Source organism: Shewanella maritima, assembly GCF_004295345.1.
Lineage (GTDB): Bacteria > Pseudomonadota > Gammaproteobacteria > Enterobacterales > Shewanellaceae > Shewanella > Shewanella maritima.
The window spans coordinates 629859-646679 of the sequence record NZ_CP036200.1 but is presented as its reverse complement, the minus strand read 5'-3'; the positions used below and the strand labels follow the sequence as shown (position 1 = coordinate 646679).

16 protein-coding genes are annotated in these 16821 nt (G+C 43.4%); 10 read left to right on the top strand and 6 right to left on the bottom strand.

What is annotated here, in order from left to right; all coding sequences use genetic code 11:
- Positions 1 to 119 precede the first annotated feature (119 nt).
- Positions 120 to 2267 carry a tetratricopeptide repeat protein gene (locus EXU30_RS02785; RefSeq protein WP_242620381.1) on the bottom strand — a complete coding sequence of 716 codons (2148 nt, stop codon included), beginning with the start codon at positions 2265 to 2267 and terminating at the stop codon, positions 120 to 122.
- A gap of 292 nt (positions 2268 to 2559) precedes the next feature.
- Here EXU30_RS02785 and EXU30_RS02780 point away from each other — a divergent pair, with 292 nt between their 5' ends.
- Positions 2560 to 4392, top strand: a complete 1833-nt coding sequence (locus tag EXU30_RS02780) for a M61 family metallopeptidase (RefSeq protein WP_130597710.1) — start codon at positions 2560 to 2562, stop codon at positions 4390 to 4392.
- A gap of 124 nt (positions 4393 to 4516) precedes the next feature.
- Here the strand turns inward: EXU30_RS02780 and EXU30_RS02775 are convergent, their stop codons facing one another.
- Both EXU30_RS02775 and EXU30_RS02770 read right to left on the bottom strand, forming a co-directional pair.
- Positions 4517 to 4903 carry a DUF3301 domain-containing protein gene (locus EXU30_RS02775; RefSeq protein ID WP_130597709.1) on the bottom strand — a complete coding sequence of 129 codons (387 nt, stop codon included), beginning with the start codon at positions 4901 to 4903 and terminating at the stop codon, positions 4517 to 4519.
- A complete protein-coding gene (locus EXU30_RS02770; protein WP_130597708.1) occupies positions 4900 to 5913 on the bottom strand; it encodes a DUF3549 family protein in 1014 nt (337 codons plus the stop codon). Before EXU30_RS02770 ends, EXU30_RS02775 begins: the two co-directional genes overlap by 4 nt.
- Before the next feature lie 154 nt (positions 5914 to 6067).
- Here EXU30_RS02770 and EXU30_RS02765 point away from each other — a divergent pair, with 154 nt between their 5' ends.
- The 6 genes from EXU30_RS02765 (at position 6068) to EXU30_RS02740 (ending at position 10879) form a co-directional block, all read left to right on the top strand.
- The gene (locus EXU30_RS02765; protein ID WP_130597707.1) at positions 6068 to 6388 is read left to right on the top strand and encodes a YqcC family protein; all 321 of its coding nucleotides are present in this window, start codon (positions 6068 to 6070) and stop codon (positions 6386 to 6388) included.
- A gap of 17 nt (positions 6389 to 6405) precedes the next feature.
- Positions 6406 to 7284, top strand: coding sequence for a tRNA pseudouridine(65) synthase TruC (gene truC / locus EXU30_RS02760; protein WP_130597706.1), 879 nt, complete (start codon positions 6406 to 6408; stop codon positions 7282 to 7284).
- A 120-nt stretch (positions 7285 to 7404) separates the two neighbouring features.
- Positions 7405 to 7869, top strand: coding sequence for a flavodoxin (locus tag EXU30_RS02755; RefSeq protein ID WP_130597705.1), 465 nt, complete (start codon positions 7405 to 7407; stop codon positions 7867 to 7869).
- Entirely contained in the window at positions 7821 to 9296 is a 1476-nt protein-coding gene (locus EXU30_RS02750) for a PTS transporter subunit EIIC (protein WP_130597704.1), read from the top strand. The genes EXU30_RS02755 and EXU30_RS02750 overlap by 49 nt, the downstream gene beginning before the upstream one ends.
- A 197-nt stretch (positions 9297 to 9493) precedes the next feature.
- Positions 9494 to 10453: a formyltetrahydrofolate deformylase gene (gene purU / locus EXU30_RS02745; RefSeq protein WP_130597703.1), complete on the top strand. Its 960-nt coding sequence runs from the start codon at positions 9494 to 9496 to the stop codon at positions 10451 to 10453.
- A gap of 132 nt (positions 10454 to 10585) precedes the next feature.
- On the top strand, positions 10586 to 10879 hold the full coding sequence (locus EXU30_RS02740; protein ID WP_130597702.1) for an antibiotic biosynthesis monooxygenase family protein: 294 nt from the start codon (positions 10586 to 10588) through the stop codon (positions 10877 to 10879).
- Positions 10880 to 10988: 109 nt separating this feature from the next.
- Here the strand turns inward: EXU30_RS02740 and EXU30_RS02735 are convergent, their stop codons facing one another.
- A complete protein-coding gene (locus EXU30_RS02735) occupies positions 10989 to 11492 on the bottom strand; it encodes a lactoylglutathione lyase family protein (RefSeq protein ID WP_130597701.1) in 504 nt (167 codons plus the stop codon).
- 148 nt (positions 11493 to 11640) lie between these two features.
- Between EXU30_RS02735 and EXU30_RS02730 the strand changes: the two genes are divergently transcribed.
- Positions 11641 to 12531 carry a LysR family transcriptional regulator gene (locus EXU30_RS02730; RefSeq protein WP_130597700.1) on the top strand — a complete coding sequence of 297 codons (891 nt, stop codon included), beginning with the start codon at positions 11641 to 11643 and terminating at the stop codon, positions 12529 to 12531.
- Positions 12532 to 12557: 26 nt separating this feature from the next.
- Here EXU30_RS02730 and EXU30_RS02725 read toward each other — a convergent pair whose 3' ends face one another.
- Together EXU30_RS02725 and folX are read right to left on the bottom strand one after the other, a co-directional pair.
- Positions 12558 to 13451, bottom strand: coding sequence for a TIGR01777 family oxidoreductase (locus EXU30_RS02725; protein ID WP_130597699.1), 894 nt, complete (start codon positions 13449 to 13451; stop codon positions 12558 to 12560).
- Between the two features lie 102 nt (positions 13452 to 13553).
- Complete coding sequence (folX, locus tag EXU30_RS02720) at positions 13554 to 13928, bottom strand: dihydroneopterin triphosphate 2'-epimerase (protein ID WP_130597698.1); 375 nt, start codon at positions 13926 to 13928, stop codon at positions 13554 to 13556.
- Positions 13929 to 14137: 209 nt separating this feature from the next.
- Here folX and EXU30_RS02715 point away from each other — a divergent pair, with 209 nt between their 5' ends.
- Both EXU30_RS02715 and EXU30_RS02710 read left to right on the top strand, forming a co-directional pair.
- The gene (locus EXU30_RS02715) at positions 14138 to 15280 is read left to right on the top strand and encodes an AI-2E family transporter (protein WP_130597697.1); all 1143 of its coding nucleotides are present in this window, start codon (positions 14138 to 14140) and stop codon (positions 15278 to 15280) included.
- A gap of 223 nt (positions 15281 to 15503) precedes the next feature.
- Positions 15504 to 16409: a class I SAM-dependent methyltransferase gene (locus EXU30_RS02710; protein ID WP_130597696.1), complete on the top strand. Its 906-nt coding sequence runs from the start codon at positions 15504 to 15506 to the stop codon at positions 16407 to 16409.
- The last annotated feature ends 412 nt before the right edge of the window (positions 16410 to 16821 follow it).

The following is a 16821-nucleotide window of genomic DNA, read 5'->3' as shown; positions in this document are numbered from 1 at the left end:
CAAATTAGAGCAATTGTACAAATCCGTTTGGAGCTAGAACTAAAGTTGTGTCTAGCACCATTATAGTGATGTTGTAAGGATAATGTACCTTGGATTAAGTATTTAGAACAAAAATCACCTTATTGAGACTCAATTAGTGATTCATTCCTCACTTTTAACTTTGGCCAATTCACTTTATCTAAATCATGGTTTGACTCAGCTCGAATAATGCCGCGACTTAGCGCCTGATTTAAATTTAGATAAAGAGGCGCTGCGAAAATTGCCGCAGGGGCAAAATTGAGTGTTTTAAGTGAAATATAGCTTTTGGGTAAGCCAATAGTACTAGCCGCGGCTAGTGCAAACTGTACTGCTTCAATTTGCAGTTGTGGTGATACATACACATCTGGATTATCCAATAGGGGCAAATGCACGTGCCCTAAGGCAATCATCTGATTGCTTTCTTGCTCTTGGAATCTTGGGATAGCTTGCTGCTCTTTTACTCGACTTAAGGCTTGTTCTATAGCTGTGAGAATTTGTTCTGGTAGATGACGAGAGTTAAAGTAACAGGCGATAACGCCAGGGCGAATAATGTATGCTGAAACCGGCAATAAATGCTCTAGCTGATCAACAAACTGTTGCGTCTTAGCATTTGATTCCGTGAGCCCTAAATTTAAATCATCGTTATTCAGAGCGCGCACATTTACCAGAGATAATGTTCGCTGGGCTTGCGAGTCACTGGCTGCTCCAAGCTTGTTGACTAGCCCTTGGTAACCTTTCACTTGTGTTATAGGATCACGCTGCTGCTCAGACTCTAGCTGAGTCAATTTACGCGCTACTGAGCGTTGGCGTTTTAGGGTGATAACAAAGGCTAAGAAAAACAGCACAGTGGTGATAAGCAAGCCGACAAGCCTAAGTTGATTACGCTTTTTATGTGCAGCTTGTTCATCAAGCTGATTTTTAATTAGTCCAAGTTCAAATTTAAGCTTCTGCACAGTGAGATCGCTGGTGCTATCTTTATTCTGTGCGACTGACTCCATTCTGTCATCTACCACAATCATTTGCTCAAAAACTGCTATTGCCTTATCAAGCTGACCAGTATTTTTGTAGGCTTTGGCTAGATACTCAAGTGCCTCTAGGGTTTCTTTATCCAGAGATTGCAGAGTCGCGAGTTTTAGCGCCTCTTGAGCGTGATTAATCGTAGCGCTCCACATGTTTTCATTTGCAGTGACTTTGGCAAACAGTAGCTCGTTGTGCACAAGGTAATGGTTAAGCTTACGAGAGCGGAATACTTCATTGGCTTTTTGCAGGGACGTTAATGATGCTTGAATATCACCAATTTCAGCATAAGCTTCGCCAAGATTATGAAAGTTAATCCCAAGCGCTATTTCGTTATTGAGCTGTCTATTTACCTGCTCTGAGTTGAGGTAATAGTCGATTGCCTTGTGCCACTCTTGCTTACCTTTATAAGTTATGGCGATAGCGCTAAGAGCCTGAGCAACATAGCTTAATCTGTTTAAGCCTTGATAGGTGGCAACTGCATCATGGCCATACTTTAAGGCATCATCCCATTGCTCTAAGTCGCGATAAGTACGGGCGAGGCTGAGCTGAGTGCCAGCTTGCAATGCCTTGTATTGCAAGCGATTCGAGATACGAAACGCTTCGCTGTAATGCTGCAGGGACTTCGCTTTGTCATCATTACGGCTGTAGTATTTTCCCAGCGCTGACTCAGCTAATGAGATGAAATACTCATTACGTAGTTGATATGCAATATCGCGAAAATGATTCAAGTGGGACAGCGCTGGCACTGGGCGGTAAATCAGGTGATTTAAACTACTCAATTGCTCATGGACTATATAGCGAAACAAGGTTGCCTGTGGGCTAGACTCTGAAGCAACTTTAGTGAGAGCTTCGTTAAATTCGCTAATGGCAGTTTTGTATTCCTGGTGACGTCTCGCTTTATACCTTGCCTGCAGCATAAGCACCATAGCTTGATCTAGGTTTGATTGCGCTAGTACGTCAAGTTGATTAAGTAGGGTTTGGGCTTGTTGGTATTTATTTTTACTCGCAACGCTGGTTTCTAACGTTAGCCTTGCGAGCGTCACTAGGTTTTGATGTAACTCAGGCGCTGACATGCCAGTAACAGCGGCGGCCTGCTGCAAGTCTTGCTTATTGTTAATGATGAGCGGGTATTGGGTTTTGTTGAGCAGCGTTTGATACAGCTGCTGAGGGTGTTCGCGAAATTGAATTTCCAACTGTTCAAGAGAGTTTGCGTTAACTATGTTGACCATCACGCTCAACATCAGCCCTATCAATAAAAAACAGATCCGCATTATGTGATTACTCTTCCTTGTTCGCTGTTAACTTTGCACTAGCACCACGCTGCCTTTTAACGAAATCTCAATCATCTAAGGCGAGAAATAAATTGTAACGGCAGATGGTAATTTGCTGTGAGAGTTTATTTTGCTTGATATACTGCCTCGCCAGTTAGCAATTTGAAAACATGCTTGAAACACGTTTGGGCGTAACTGTAAAAAGACTCTTACAAAAAACACAAAAATATCATACCAGAAGGAACAAAGAGTGAAACTAAACTCAACGGCTATTTTCGTTAGTTGTGCACTAGCGACATCAACTTGGGCGCAATCTGCTTTAGCTCAAGTGGAATATCACATTGACTTGACCGAACCACAGCACCATAACGCCAAAGTAACCGTTGAGTTTCCTAAAGCCCAAAGTGATGAATTGGTAATAAACCTGCCGGTTTGGCGCACCGGACGCTACGACATTTTACCTGTAGCGGATGGCATTCGTAACTTTAAGGCTACAGATAGTCGCGGCAAACGATTACCTTGGGTACGCAGTGCCAGTGGTGAGTGGCGCGTTGAGCTAACTAAGCCAACTAAGGTGAGTGTGACTTATGATCTACATGCTAACGAGCTCGGTGACAGACTACGCCATATCGACGATTCTCATGCGTATCTAGACGCATCTGGCGTATTTATGTACAGCCCTGAGTTTAGAGACCAACAAGTGCTGGTTAATATGGATGTGCCAAAAGGTTGGCAAAGTCATTCAGGCATGGAAAGCGGTCGTAAATCTCACTCATTTAAAGCAGACAACTATGATGTGCTGGTGGATTCACCGATTGAAACCGGTATTAACCAGCATTTCAGCTTCGAAGCCGATGGCCGTGATTATGAAGTGGTGTTTTGGGGCGAGGGTAACTATGACACCGAGCAAGTGGTCAACGATTTAGCTAAAATTAGTGGTACAGCGAGTGCAATTTGGGACGACTACCCATTTGAGCGTTATGTATATATGGTGCACGCCACAAGCGGCGTACGCGGTGCAACCGAGCACTTAAACTCAACGATTATCCAATTACCAAGATTTATGTTCCGTGAACGTGCTGATTATTTAAGATTTATTAGCACAGCCTCTCATGAATTTATTCATACATGGAATGTGAAAGCTTATCGCCCACAAGGTATGGTGCCTTATGACTATCAGTCGGAGAACATGACCTCTTTGATTTGGCTGTCTGAAGGCTCAACGAGCTACTTTCAAAATCAGTTGCTATTGCGCGCTGGGGTGATGACGCCAAAAGAATTCTTTGCTGATTTAGCTAAGCGTATCGATCGTAATATGCACACCCCTGGACGCGATATTCAGTCGATTGCCGAGTCGAGTTTAGGGCAGTGGGTAAATACCTATGGTGATTATGCAATTAACCATAGTGTGAGCATCTATTCTGAAGGTTACTTTACCTCGATGGCGCTGGATTTAGACTTGATTGAAACCACCGAGCAGCAGGTGACATACCGAGATGTACACCGCGCGCTTTATCGTGATTTTAAAATCCCTAAAGGCTTTACCGTTGCCGATGTGAAAAACATCTTGAAGGATATTTCAGGTAAAGATTATCAAGCTTGGTGGCAAGAATATGTCGATGCACCTAAAGCGCTAGATTTTGATACTTTGCTCGGTCAAGCCGGTTTAAAAGCTAACTACCCAAAAGACAAGCATACAATTGATGCAGGCATTACCTTATCTTCCAAACACGATGATTTAACGATTTCCCATGTGCGCCGTGACGGACCTGCGTGGCAAGCGGGTGTGATAGCCGGTGATGAAGTAGTGGCAATTAATGGATTAAAAGTGACGGCATCTGGCTTTAGTAAACGCTTAGAAGATTTTAAAGATGGGGATGAGGTTAAGCTGACCATTTTTAAAAATGATCGCCTGACCGATGTTGAACTGACGTTACGTCAAGCGCCCAAAGGCAAACTGGCTATCTCTGGTGTAGAAAACCCGAGTGATGTACAAAAGGCCACGCTTAAAGCTTGGCTTGGCATAGATTGGCCATTTGATGATCAAGGTAAGTTTGTCAAAAGTGATTCGGTCACTAAGTAACTTGACGTTACGACAAGGCTTGGTGGTTTAGGGATGAAACAAAAAACGCGGCATCAGCCGCGTTTTTCTGTTATTAAACTAAATTTTTTATTCAAAGACTTATGCCAGTATGGGTAAACAAGTACTAGCGACATTTACCTGAATTACAACCGCCGCCAGAGCCACAGCCGCCGAATTTGCCACGTGCCATTGGGGCACTTTGCCAATCAGGTTCTGGGAAAATAGGCCAGGACACTTTCTTAATCGTTTTGCCTTTCATATCAATGTGGGCCTTGAACAGGTTTTCGCCATCGGTGCTAAATTCAAACATAAACTTCGCGTTCCAGCACAGGCCAGTTTGCCCACCAATACTTGGGCTAGCATTCAACATGGCAATAGATACAAATTGCACTCGTTGTTTACCGCAAGACTGCTCGGCATAGGCTTTGCTTAGCTCAGCCATTTGCCTTAATTGCCAGAAGAAAGCGGCAATCACCACCACGGCAACAATAATTAAAAAGTCACTCATCATTGACTTAATGCCTTAAATACACCGCCAATTGCGGTAGAAAGTTGGTTGCTACGCTCAGGGCTGCGCAGTTCAGCCAGCAGCGGATTACGCAAGCTTGGAATTGCCACGATATCAGCAAATACCTGGTTGAAAAAGCCTTGTGGCTGCTTGGCTAACGCCTCTAGGTAAATTTTGCGGATCTGGTCATCTTTTAGTGCTAGCCAGTTTCGAGCTGCGATGGTGATCAGCAACTCCTGGCCTAGTTTGTCTTGTTTATCTAGCTCTTTAATTGCTGCTTGAGATAGCTCAACGTTTGACGCTAGGGCGCGCAGATAAGTACTTTTATGATCGTTTGGCACTAAATTCAGGCTGCGATAGATACGCTTAGCAAGCTCTGGCTCAATGTAAACATGCTCAAGGCACTGACAAACAGCGGCTTGCACCTCAACAGGTGCTAGGTCAAAGCATTGAATAAGCTGCTCGGTGTGGTCAAACTGCTTAGCGCGCACGCATACATCGGCAATGCCTTGAATACCCAGTTGTTGCCAGTTATCGAGTGATGTTTGCCCCGATAGATACTGCACAGCAAACTCATATTGGCTAGAGGCTTGTTGCCCAAGCTGTTGACGCACTAGCGCGTTAAATATCGCCAACTTTTCCTGACTTGGCTTAAAGGTGAAAGGGTGGTTACCAAGCAGCTCTTGCTGCTCGTCAGATAAAGGCTGCGTTGGGTCGCGGCCTAAGGCTTCGATAACCATTTTAATAAATTGAGTGCGCTGAGCTGGCGATAATAGTCCGCGCTCATCTAATGGCAGTTTTAAAAACCAAATGTACGGTGTTTGCGACTCTTGCCAAAATACGATGGCAAATTGAGCGTGACCTTGAATCGGGTACGGGTAAGGCGCTTGTAGCTCTTCAATTTGATGGAAAGCCATCATGTCGATGCTTTGTACCCTGCGGCCTAAATCATAAACTTGAAACTGGGTGTTGGCAGTGGCTAAAAACTCACTGAGGGTATTAATTTGCGTCATAGGGCACTAACTATCTTGTATTCGGTTCATTGGTGTCGTTTATGGTTTGTTCTCTAAGCTTAAGCAGCCTATGCAATCAACGACTAATCTGTGGGTATTAATGGGGCTAGATGGTATCATATTCAACCTTTTTCAGGTGTTTTATTGAGTTTTTATGAGTCATCAGCAAGTGCAGCAACAATTAGTCGAGCTTGAATCTTTATTGAAGAGTCAGCAACTGTGGTCAACGCAGGCTCCGAGTGCACAGGCTTTAGCCAGCTCAGCGCCGTTTGCCTGCGATACCCTTGCCCTTGAGCAGTGGCTGCAGTTCATTTTTATCCCTAAAATGACGGCGCTAATAGAAGCTGGTCTCCCGTTGCCATCAAACATGGCTATTGCTCCTATGGCTGAGCACGTGTGGGATGGCATCACAGAGCGAAAAGCGCTTATCCAATTTATCGCCCAGCTAGATGCACTAGTCGGCTCGCCTAAATAGAGAGCATGGTAGTAATAATGAATAAGCATGATTTCGATAATCAAAATGAAACTTTGACTGAAAAACCAGCCACATCTGACTCTGCAGACGTTGAAGTAGAGGCATTAGTAGCAGAGGCATTAGCAGAGCAACAAGCACCTGAGATTGAAGTGCTTTATGAAGATGAACACTTGGTTGCTATTCATAAACCCGCTGGTTTGTTGGTGCATCGCAGTTATCTTGCGCGAAAAGAGAAGTTTTTTGCCATGCAGCTTACCCGTGACAAAGTTGGCTGCCATGTGTTTCCAATTCATCGACTAGACAGACCAACATCTGGTGTATTGCTGTTCGCCAAATCAAGTGAAGTGGCAAACTTGATGTGCCAGCAATTTGAGCAGCACACCATTGAGAAATGCTATTTAGCTTTGGTGCGCGGCAATATTTTACAAGGTGATATTCTCGATTACGCCCTTAAATATGAAGCCGATGATATTGGTGACAAATATGCTGCTAAAGACAAAGCTGCTCAAGATGCGGTGACTGAATATCAGCCACTGGCTAATTGTGAAATCCCCTATAGCTCAGGGCGTTATCCAACCTCACGTTACGGTTTAGTCCGTTTGTTACCCAAAACGGGGCGTAAGCATCAACTGCGCCGTCATATGGCGCATCTGCGACACCCGATTGTTGGGGATACGACTCATGGAGATGGCAAGCAAAACCGCTTTTTTAGGGAGCACACTGGCATAAATAGGCTATGGTTAATCGCTAAAAGTTTAAGTTTCACCCACCCAATCACCCATACTCGCGTGCACATTGAAACTGAGTTAGAGAATGAGTGGCTCACGGTATTTAACCTACTGGGTATGGATGACTGTTTAGATTCAGGCGCAGCAATGGACATCGCTGCGTTGTAGTTAAGATCTTGCGATACAGCTAAACACTTGCAACCTGTTCGATAGCTGCTTACATTAACAATAAGTCGTCAGAAAAATCAACAATCGTTAGACGATTGAAATACTTATGGAGAAGTAACCATGCAAACCGTCAATATCGTTTATGGCACTGTCTACGGAGCAGCACAGTTCACAGCAGAAACAATCAATACCGCGATAGCTGATTTAGGTTACACCGCCAGGTTACTTCACCCAGTCGATTTAGCCAGCTTTACTCCACCGCAAGATGAGCTATTAATTATTGTGAGCTCCACTACCGGCCAAGGAGATTTACCTGACGATATCTTACCTTGGTTTAGCCAACTGCAGTCGCAAGCGCCATACTCGCCAAAGTTACGCTTTAGCATCGTTGGCTTGGGCGATTCCAGTTATGAGAACTTTTGCGGCGCTGCGGATCAATTAGAAGAGCTATTTATTGAACTTGGCGCGCAAGCATTAACGGAAACACTGAAGATTGATGCGTGTGAAACCATGGAACCGGAACAAGAGGCAAGTCAATGGATCTCAGTGTGGCATGGCGCGGCTCAATCACTAGACGCGGCGTAAGTTTTATTCATCAACACTGGTTTAGATTCGCTCAGCGCTTAAGCCAGGCATTATTAATCCCTGTTGCTATTTTACCGGCTGCAGGGATTATGCTCGGCTTAACTGTTAACCCTCTGCCATTTATCCCCCAAGAGTTAAACGTAATTTTCTCGGCTGTCGGCCATTTAATCTTTTCAATGATGCCTTTGTTATTTGCAGTGTCGATAGCGATTGGGTTTTGTAAAGACCAAGGCATCGCGGCATTTTCTGCCGTTTTTGGCTTTGGCGTGTTTACCTCTACGATGGGCGCGTTAACAGAGCTATATGATTTACCTTCAATTCAGATTTGGGGTATCGATACCATAGATACCGGGATTGCCGGAGGTATGCTAATTGGCGCCTCGACTTGTTTAGCGGTTAGTCTGAGTCATCGTGTCACGTCCTTGGGGATCTTTTCGTTTTTTGAAGGGCGGCGTAGTGCGCCTTTAATTAATATTCCGATTTCTATGTTGCTCGGGTTCGTCGCTGCGAATCTGTGGCCGCCGATGTTCGAATTAATTCAACAACTATCAAACTGGGCGGTGTATCAAGACCCTGCTTTTGCATTTGGTTTGTATGGCACAACAGAGCGACTATTAATCCCGCTTGGATTGCATCATATATGGAATGCGCCATTTTATTTCGAAGTGGGGCAGTATATGAGCGAAGACAATCTAGTACGCGGCGAAATTGGGCGGTATTTAGCGGGCGATCCATCTGCTGGCAACCTAGCCGGTGGCTATCTAATAAAAATGTGGGGCTTACCTGCAGCAGGGTTTGCCATATGGAAATGTGCTGATTCTAGCGAGAAAAACCGCGTTGCAGGTATTATGTTATCGGCCGCAACAGCTTGCTGGCTAACAGGTGTCACTGAACCACTTGAATTTGCCTTTATGTTTGTCGCACCTTTGTTGTTTTTCGTACATGCGCTACTGACAGGTCTTGCTTATAGCCTGTGTATCTGGCTTAACATTAACCACAGTATTGTGTTCTCCCACGGCTTGGTGGACTTTACTTTGCTGTTTTCGCAATCATCAAACACCAGCTGGTTTTGGGTACTTGGCCCGATGACAGCGCTGCTCTATTACAGTCTGTTTAGAGTATCTATTTTGGCCTTTAACTTGAAAACGCCAGGCAGGGTAGCGGTAAGCTCAAATGCACAGCAAAAAGAAAGCTTAATTGCCATGATAGGGGCGTTAGGCGGCAAAGATAATATTACCGAGCTTAGTGCATGTTTAACCCGCTTGCGGATCAGCGTTAAACAAGCGGATATTATTGATAAAACTCGTTTAATGGCACTGGGAGCAAAAGGCGTTGTTGTGGTCGGCCAAGGCGTTCAGGTGGTTTACGGCACCAAGGCTGAGACTATTCGTAAATTATTGCAACGGTATATGGAGTCGCGCCGTTAAATCAGATAATAAGGCTGACAAGGTCTTTTATTTGTTGGTCTGGATTGCATAATCTTCAGTATTTATGCGCTTTTTTATTAATAACTCATTGCTACAGTAAAACCTGCTCATATATCTTCTGAAATCACTATTTGTATCTCTATCTTGTTCATCACAATGTCAAACTGCTGGAAAGTAATATTTAGCGGAGCCAATATATGCCTTCATCACCTAGTGAACTTTCGCTATCGAAAGCGAGCAGTACATCACAACAAACTTCATCCGAGCCAAAGAAATTTGATAAACCAAAGAAACCTGAGAAGCCAGAGCTGCAAGGTTTAAGTGTTAACCGCAAAGTGTTAATTACAGACTGCGCCGATGCGCAGGGATTGATAGCAAAAATCACTGGTGTGTGTTTTCAGCATCAACTCAATATCATAAAAAATAAAGAGTTTGTTGACCGCGATAATAACCGCTTTTATATGCGCACTGAGCTTGAAGGTGAGTTTACTGATCAACTGTTTCTTGATGATCTAGCCAAAGTACTGCCCAAGCAAAATCACGTAAAGCTGGTCGAAGCGGGTAAAAAGCGCATTGTGATCATGGTGACCAAGGAAGCCCATTGTTTAGGCGATATTTTAATGAAGGCATACTATGGTGGGCTTGATGTAGAGATTGCTGCTGTAGTGGGCAATTACCCTGAACTTGGTAAATTGGTCGAGAAGTTCTCAATTCCATATCATTATGTTGATCATCTGGGTGTGACCCGCGAGCAACATGAGCAGGCTATGTTAGACGTTATCTTGCCCTACCAGGCTGATTATTTGGTGCTGGCTAAGTTTATGCGCGTACTGACGCCAAATTTTGTCAGTCATTTTACCCATCGAATTATCAATATCCATCACTCATTTTTACCGGCATTTATTGGCGCATCGCCATACAAGCAGGCATGGGAGCGTGGAGTGAAAATCATCGGCGCGACAGCGCACTTTGTTAATGATAATCTCGATGAAGGGCCGATCATTAAACAAGATGTCATTAATGTTGATCATAGTTATAGCGCTCAGGAGTTAGCTCACCACGGGCGCGATGTAGAAAAGAGCGTATTGAGCAAGGCGTTGCAGTTGGTGTTAAGTGAGAAAGTTGTGGTTTATGGCAACAAAACGGTCGTGTTCTAAGGCCTTTCCCGAATAGAGAGCTCGAATAAAGAGTTCGATAAAGAGTTCAAATATTGGGTTCGATAGTGGTTTAGTAGCACATAGCGCAATTACACAAATAACAATAAAAACAATAGTAAGGACAAACTCGATATGTATGCAGTGATTTTTAAAGCCAAAGTGGGCGAGCAAGATGAGCAATACACTGAAATGGTCGCAAGAATGCGAGAGCTAGCATTCGAGAAATATCACTGTGTCGATTTTATTGCGGTCACCGAGGGTGATATGGAAGTGGCTATTTCGTACTGGAACAGTGAAAAAGACATTGAGCGATGGCACCGAGATGTCGAACATGCTAAGGCGCAAATGTTCGGTAAACAAAAGTGGTATCAGGAATACCAAGTAGAAGTCGTTGAGATAAAAAGAAAATACGGCAGTAACTATTAGTCAGTACGTCTTAGCTAGTACATCTTAGCGCTAGCACTCTTAAACAAGCACGAGTGAACTAACGCTATAAACTACTGCCGTTATCATTAACTAAATTATAAGCTCTAGTTTAGTTATATGCGCCACTTGAGTAGTGCAGCTCATAGCTGTGGCTGTAAATCTCAAGGATATTACCAAACGGATCTTCCATATAGATCATGCGGTAAGGTTTTTCACCTGGATAGTAGTATCGTGGTGCTTTCATACGCTTTTTACCGCCAGCTGCGACAATTTTCTCAGCCAGTTCTTCAACATTAGGGTCTTGAACACAGAAGTGGAATACGCCAGTTTTCCAGTATTCAAAGTTGTTTTCTGGGTTTTCCTGGTTGACGAATTGGAACAACTCAACACCGATGCGGTCACCTGTTGACAGGTGAGCAATTCTAAATGAACCCCAACCCGCGCCGAATACGTCAGTACACATTTCGCCAATTGCGCTGTCATCTTCAACAATTTCAGTAGGCTCCATGATCAGGTACCAGCCTAGAACCTCAGTATAGAATTTAACCGCGGCCTCTAAGTCTGGTACTGAAATACCGATGTGAGAAAAGCTGCGTGGGTAAGTATTAGCCATTTGATACTCCTAATTTATGTCGCAATCAATTTGATGAGCTCAGTTTAGGTAAATGCTGTAAGAAATTAAAATTATCATTTATGATTAAATTGATAATTATTTTTTATTTAATTTTGCATTATCGTGTCAGCGTAGGAGACTAATACGCATGTTGAGTCCAAATTGTTTAAAAACCTTTATTACCCTAGTTGATGTTGGCCACTTTGGACAAACAGCAGAGAGGCTTTTTATGACCCAGCCAGGCGTTACTCAGCACGTGAAAAAACTAGAGCAAGAGCTAAAGCGGCCACTTTTAAATCGTTTAGGTAAAGGTTTTGAAGTGACAAGGGAAGGGCAGGCGGTATATCAATATGCAAAACGCTTGTTTGCAGAGCATAGCGAGTTTATTGCAACATTGGATAAAGATGATGCAACGCAAGGTGAATGCCGCATAGCAAGTTCAGGTTCAATGGCAATGCAGTTGTACTCAAAGTTAATTGAGCACCAAACCAATCACCCCAATTTGACCATAATGCTCGAAGCTGCGCCCAACAAAAGCATCATTAATCATGTGATTGACGGTGATATTGAGCTTGGCTTAATTACCCAGCAAATATCTCATCCGCTGTTGAATGTGGTGCAATTAGGTGAGCAACGATTATGCGTTGTTATTCCTAAAGATGAGCCGCACCGCATGTGGGATTTTGATGCCTTGCTTGAGCTTGGCATGATTAACCATCCAGATGGGCAACACTACTGGTTAAGTTTTGTTAGGCATTATTTTGCCAAAGCTATGCCGCTTGCTCATGAGGTCAATGTGCGTGGGTTTGTTAATCAACTCAACCAGATATTACTGCCCGTGTCTCAAGGCTTAGGTTTTGCTGTGCTACCTGAGTTCGCAGTAAAGCACTCACCTTACTATGACAAGGTTACCATTGCTGATTTTAACCAGTTTAACTCAGTTAATGTTACCGAGCCTTTGTTGATGATTAGCAACAACCAAAGGCAGCTGCCGAGCCGTTATAAAGCTGTAATTGACATCATTCGTGCCAACATCTGAAGAAGATTGATTTAGCGGCAAATTTATCAGTGATTAAGAATTTGATTTAGCGCCTGATTAATATCTGAATATTCAAAATGATAACCACTCGCCAAAGCATGGTTTGGCACCACATATTGTCCCTGAGTGAGTAAATCTGACATTTCCCCCATAGCTAGACGCAGTGCAAGAGCTGGGGTTGGAATGAGGGCTGGACGATGCAGTGCTTTGCCAAGAGCTGTGGCAAAGTCTTTTTGACTAATCGGGTTTGGAGATACAGCATTAAATACCCCCTGAGTTTGACTGTTCTCAAGTAAAAACTTTAGCAGCCCAATAAGATCGTCAATATGAATCCAACTAAAGCCTTGTTTGCCATCTCCAATGGGGCCGCCAAGACCGAGCTTAAATGGCAACAACATTTTCTCTAGCGCGCCACCATCGGCGCCAAGTACCAGACCAATGCGGGTGATGCATACTCGTGTTTGCTCAGATTGTGCTTCAAGTGCTAGGCGCTCCCACTCTTTACACACATGGTGGCTAAATTCTTCATGAACTGGGCTATCTTCAGTGACTTGTGTCATACCTTGCCGGCCGTAAAAGCCTATCGCTGACGCGCTAATAAAGGTGTGGGGTGGTTGACTACTTTGATTGAGTAGCTGGGTCAGCGCTGAGGTGATGTTCCAACGGCTGTCGCAAATGACCTGTTTCTGTTTGTCGCTCCAGCGTTTGCCAACGATTGGCTCGCCAGCAAGATTGATAACTGCGTCAATATGGTTCAGATCGTTTAGCTCAATTAATGACGCGACATACTCGTGTTGAGTGCCAAGTGTGGTGGCTGCGCGTCTTGCATCACGAGTGAGGATGACAAGTTGATGGCCAATGAGTGCAGATACAAGTTCTTTGCCAACAAAACCGGTGGCACCAGTAATTAATATCTTCATCAAACTGATACCTCCGCGTTGATGTAAATGAAGTGCGCTATGTAAGTTATTTGTTTAGCTTAGTTCGTACGCAAAAATATACGAAGTCAGCTAACTGTGAGATCAGTCGTTGTGCTTATGGTAGCAGAGCTCCATTGACACCGAGTCGGCAAATCTCAGGGCATGTGGCTTATCAATTTCGACACTGGCGTACTCAACCCAATTGTGCTCACTGGCAATCGCAAGCACTTGACTGGTTAGGTTTTCTAGCAGTGAAAAGCGGTTATTTTCAATTAGCGCAATAACCTTTTTGGTAATGGTACGATAGTTAAGTGCTTCGTTAATATCTTCGCTTTGACGCGCTTGCTCAGCACAGTAATGGATCACGACATTGACTATCACATCTTGCTGGTTGTCGATTTCTTCTTGTTTGATGCCGATATAGGTACGTAGGCGAAGGTTTTTTATGCGGATAATTGCTGTATTTGGGTTGAGCATAGATATTGGTCCTAGTAACTTGTTTTAAAAATATTTATTGTCGGTATCATTAGCAAAGACTGACGCACAGAGCTTTAGTTAAGACAGTAAAGCATTTTCAGTTGCTTTGCACTTTTGCGTTAACTCAAATCAACTAACACCGAAAAGATTCAGGTGTTAGAACTTCAAGCAAATGAAAACAACCAGCACCAACAACTAAGGGTTTATATATGAAGGGACTACAGGATTCATCCATGGCAATAAGAAGCTTTATTGTGATGGCCTGTCTTATCGTGATTATGGCGGGGGTAAAGGCGGCAAGCCCGATTGTAGTACCGTTTGTACTTTCGGCATTTCTTGCGATGATTTGTAACCCAGCTATCGTCACCATGACCCGCTATAAAATCCCTAAAGGTGTGGCGGTGCTCATTTTGATGTTGTTCATCGTGCTTATAGGTTTATGGTTGGCAAGCCTAATTGGATCATCTATCAATGAATTTTCTAAGCAAGTGCCTGTTTATCGCACGCAATTAATCGATCAGTTTTCATGGATATTAGAAAAGCTTAAGAGCTTTAATATTCATATTTCAAAAGACAAGGTACTTGATTACTTTGACCCAAGTGTCGCCTTGAGTATGACTACCAATATGCTCTCAGGCGTAGGCAATGTGATGGCTAACTTGTTCTTAATCATACTGACAATTGTGTTCATGCTATTTGAAGCGCAAACCTTACCGAAGAAGTTTCATTTAGCGCTGGATGACCCTGATATGCGCTTAAAGCAAATCGACAAATTTCTGCAGTCGGTGAATCAATACATGATGATTAAAACCCTGGTTAGCTTAGCTACCGGTGCTGTGGTGGGTATAGGTTTAACTATCATTGGGGTTGATTATGCACTGCTATGGGCAGTGATTGCTTTCCTATTTAACTACATCCCCAATATTGGCTCTATTATCGCGGCGGTTCCTGCTGTGCTACTGGCGTTTATTCAAATGGGGCCGGGAGCAGCGGGTATTACCGCAGCCTTGTATCTAGGTACTAATACGGTGATGGGCAATGTGGTTGAACCTAAGTACATGGGTAAAGGCCTTGGTTTATCGACTCTTGTCGTGTTCCTGTCATTAATTTTCTGGGGCTGGATGTTGGGCTCTGTGGGTATGCTGCTGTCGGTGCCATTGACTATGATTGTTAAAATTGGCTTGGAGTCGAGTCAGTCTGGTAACTGGCTGTCAATTTTGCTTTCTGATGCCAGCGAGCTTGATGCGGAATCTGTCGAAAATACTGCCAGTGTTGACAGTGAGTCAGAGGCGCAGCCAAAGCTGATTGATAGTGCTAACCAGCACAAGCAAGAAAACAGTCAAGATAGCTAAATTCGAATCAAACAGCAGCGTTAAAAGCGTTACACCTTTAAAGCAAGGCAAGAACTTATAGGTTCTTGCCTTTTAATTACTAAGCCAAACTAATATTGAGTATTAGCAAAGCAAGAAGTTAAAGCTAGTAGTTTAAGCTAGTAGTTTAAGCTAGCAGTTTGAGTTACAAGAACTTGAAGCTAGCAGCTTAATTTAAAATTTATAATAAATCAGGCAAAGAGATATGAAAGGTTTGTTGGCTGCAATTAGCCAAGCAAAAATCACAGACAACGCCGAGCGCTTATTTCATGGGCGTGGTGGGTTGTTTTCAGGTGAAGAGCATTTGCTAGCGGATTGGTTTAAGCCAGTGTTGCTCATTACCAGTTTTAAAGAGCTCGATGAAGCAGCTAAGCAGCAACTGCTTGATGCGGTAGCAGAGCAGTGGAAGTTAAGTCATGATGACGTAGCGCTTAATTTGGTGTTTCAGTATCGCGCAGGAGGACAAACTATCACTGAAGTTATTTGCGGTGAAGTGCCCGAGCCTCATGTGATTACAGAGAATGGGGCTCAATTCGAAGTGCATTTACTTCGCGGGCAAAACCACGGTTTGTTTTTGGATATGGTCAATGGCCGAAAGTGGGTTAAGCAGCATAGCCAAGGTGCCAACGTACTTAATTTATTCTCCTATACCTGTGGTTTTAGCGTCATGGCGCTTCAAGGCGGGGCGAAGCAAGTGGTGAATATGGACATGAGTAAAGGTGCTTTATCGATTGGTAAACGTAACCATTTACTTAATGGGCTTGATGCCAACGCGCGCTTTTTTGGCCATGACATTTTTAAGTCATGGGGTAAGCTCACCAAGCTTGGTCCTTACGATTTGATTATTGCTGATCCACCAAGTAATCAAAAGGGTAGCTTTGTGGCAACCAAAGACTATCAAAGGTTGTTAAAGCGTTTACCTAGTTTGTTAGCGCCAAATGGCGAAGTGCTGCTGTGTCTTAACGCGCCAGAGTTAAGCTGTGATTTTTTGATGCAACAGGTAGAGCAAACTGCGCCTGAGTTAAGATTTATAGAGCGCTTAAGTAACGCTGAAATTTTTAAGGACATCGATGAGCAAAAGTCACTTAAAGTTCTGAGGTATAAGCTTTAATTGTTTTAGTCATCGGGGGAATGTTTCAATTGTATATGCTGGTTATAAGGATCATCTTGTAACCGGCAATGACAACCAATCTCCTTTCAAAATCAATATGATATACAGTAAATCTTTCTAAGCAGCCGCTTTTTAATTATTTTTGCTGAATTTCACATTTTTACAACAAAAGTCGTGTTTCCTACCTTATACTGAACATTAGCATGCGTTAATTTTTAAGGGTAAATAGTTCACTTTACCTTATCTTAATCGGTGTATGTGAATGATTTGATTGATATAGGCGGTAAAACAAACGATTGTATGATCTAGATCAAGTTAAGTCAGCTTTACCAATTTGTGAGTATTTAGATCACATTTTGATTGGCGATAAAATTTGCTCGATTCAAATGATAACAGTGAAAACAGCAATTTA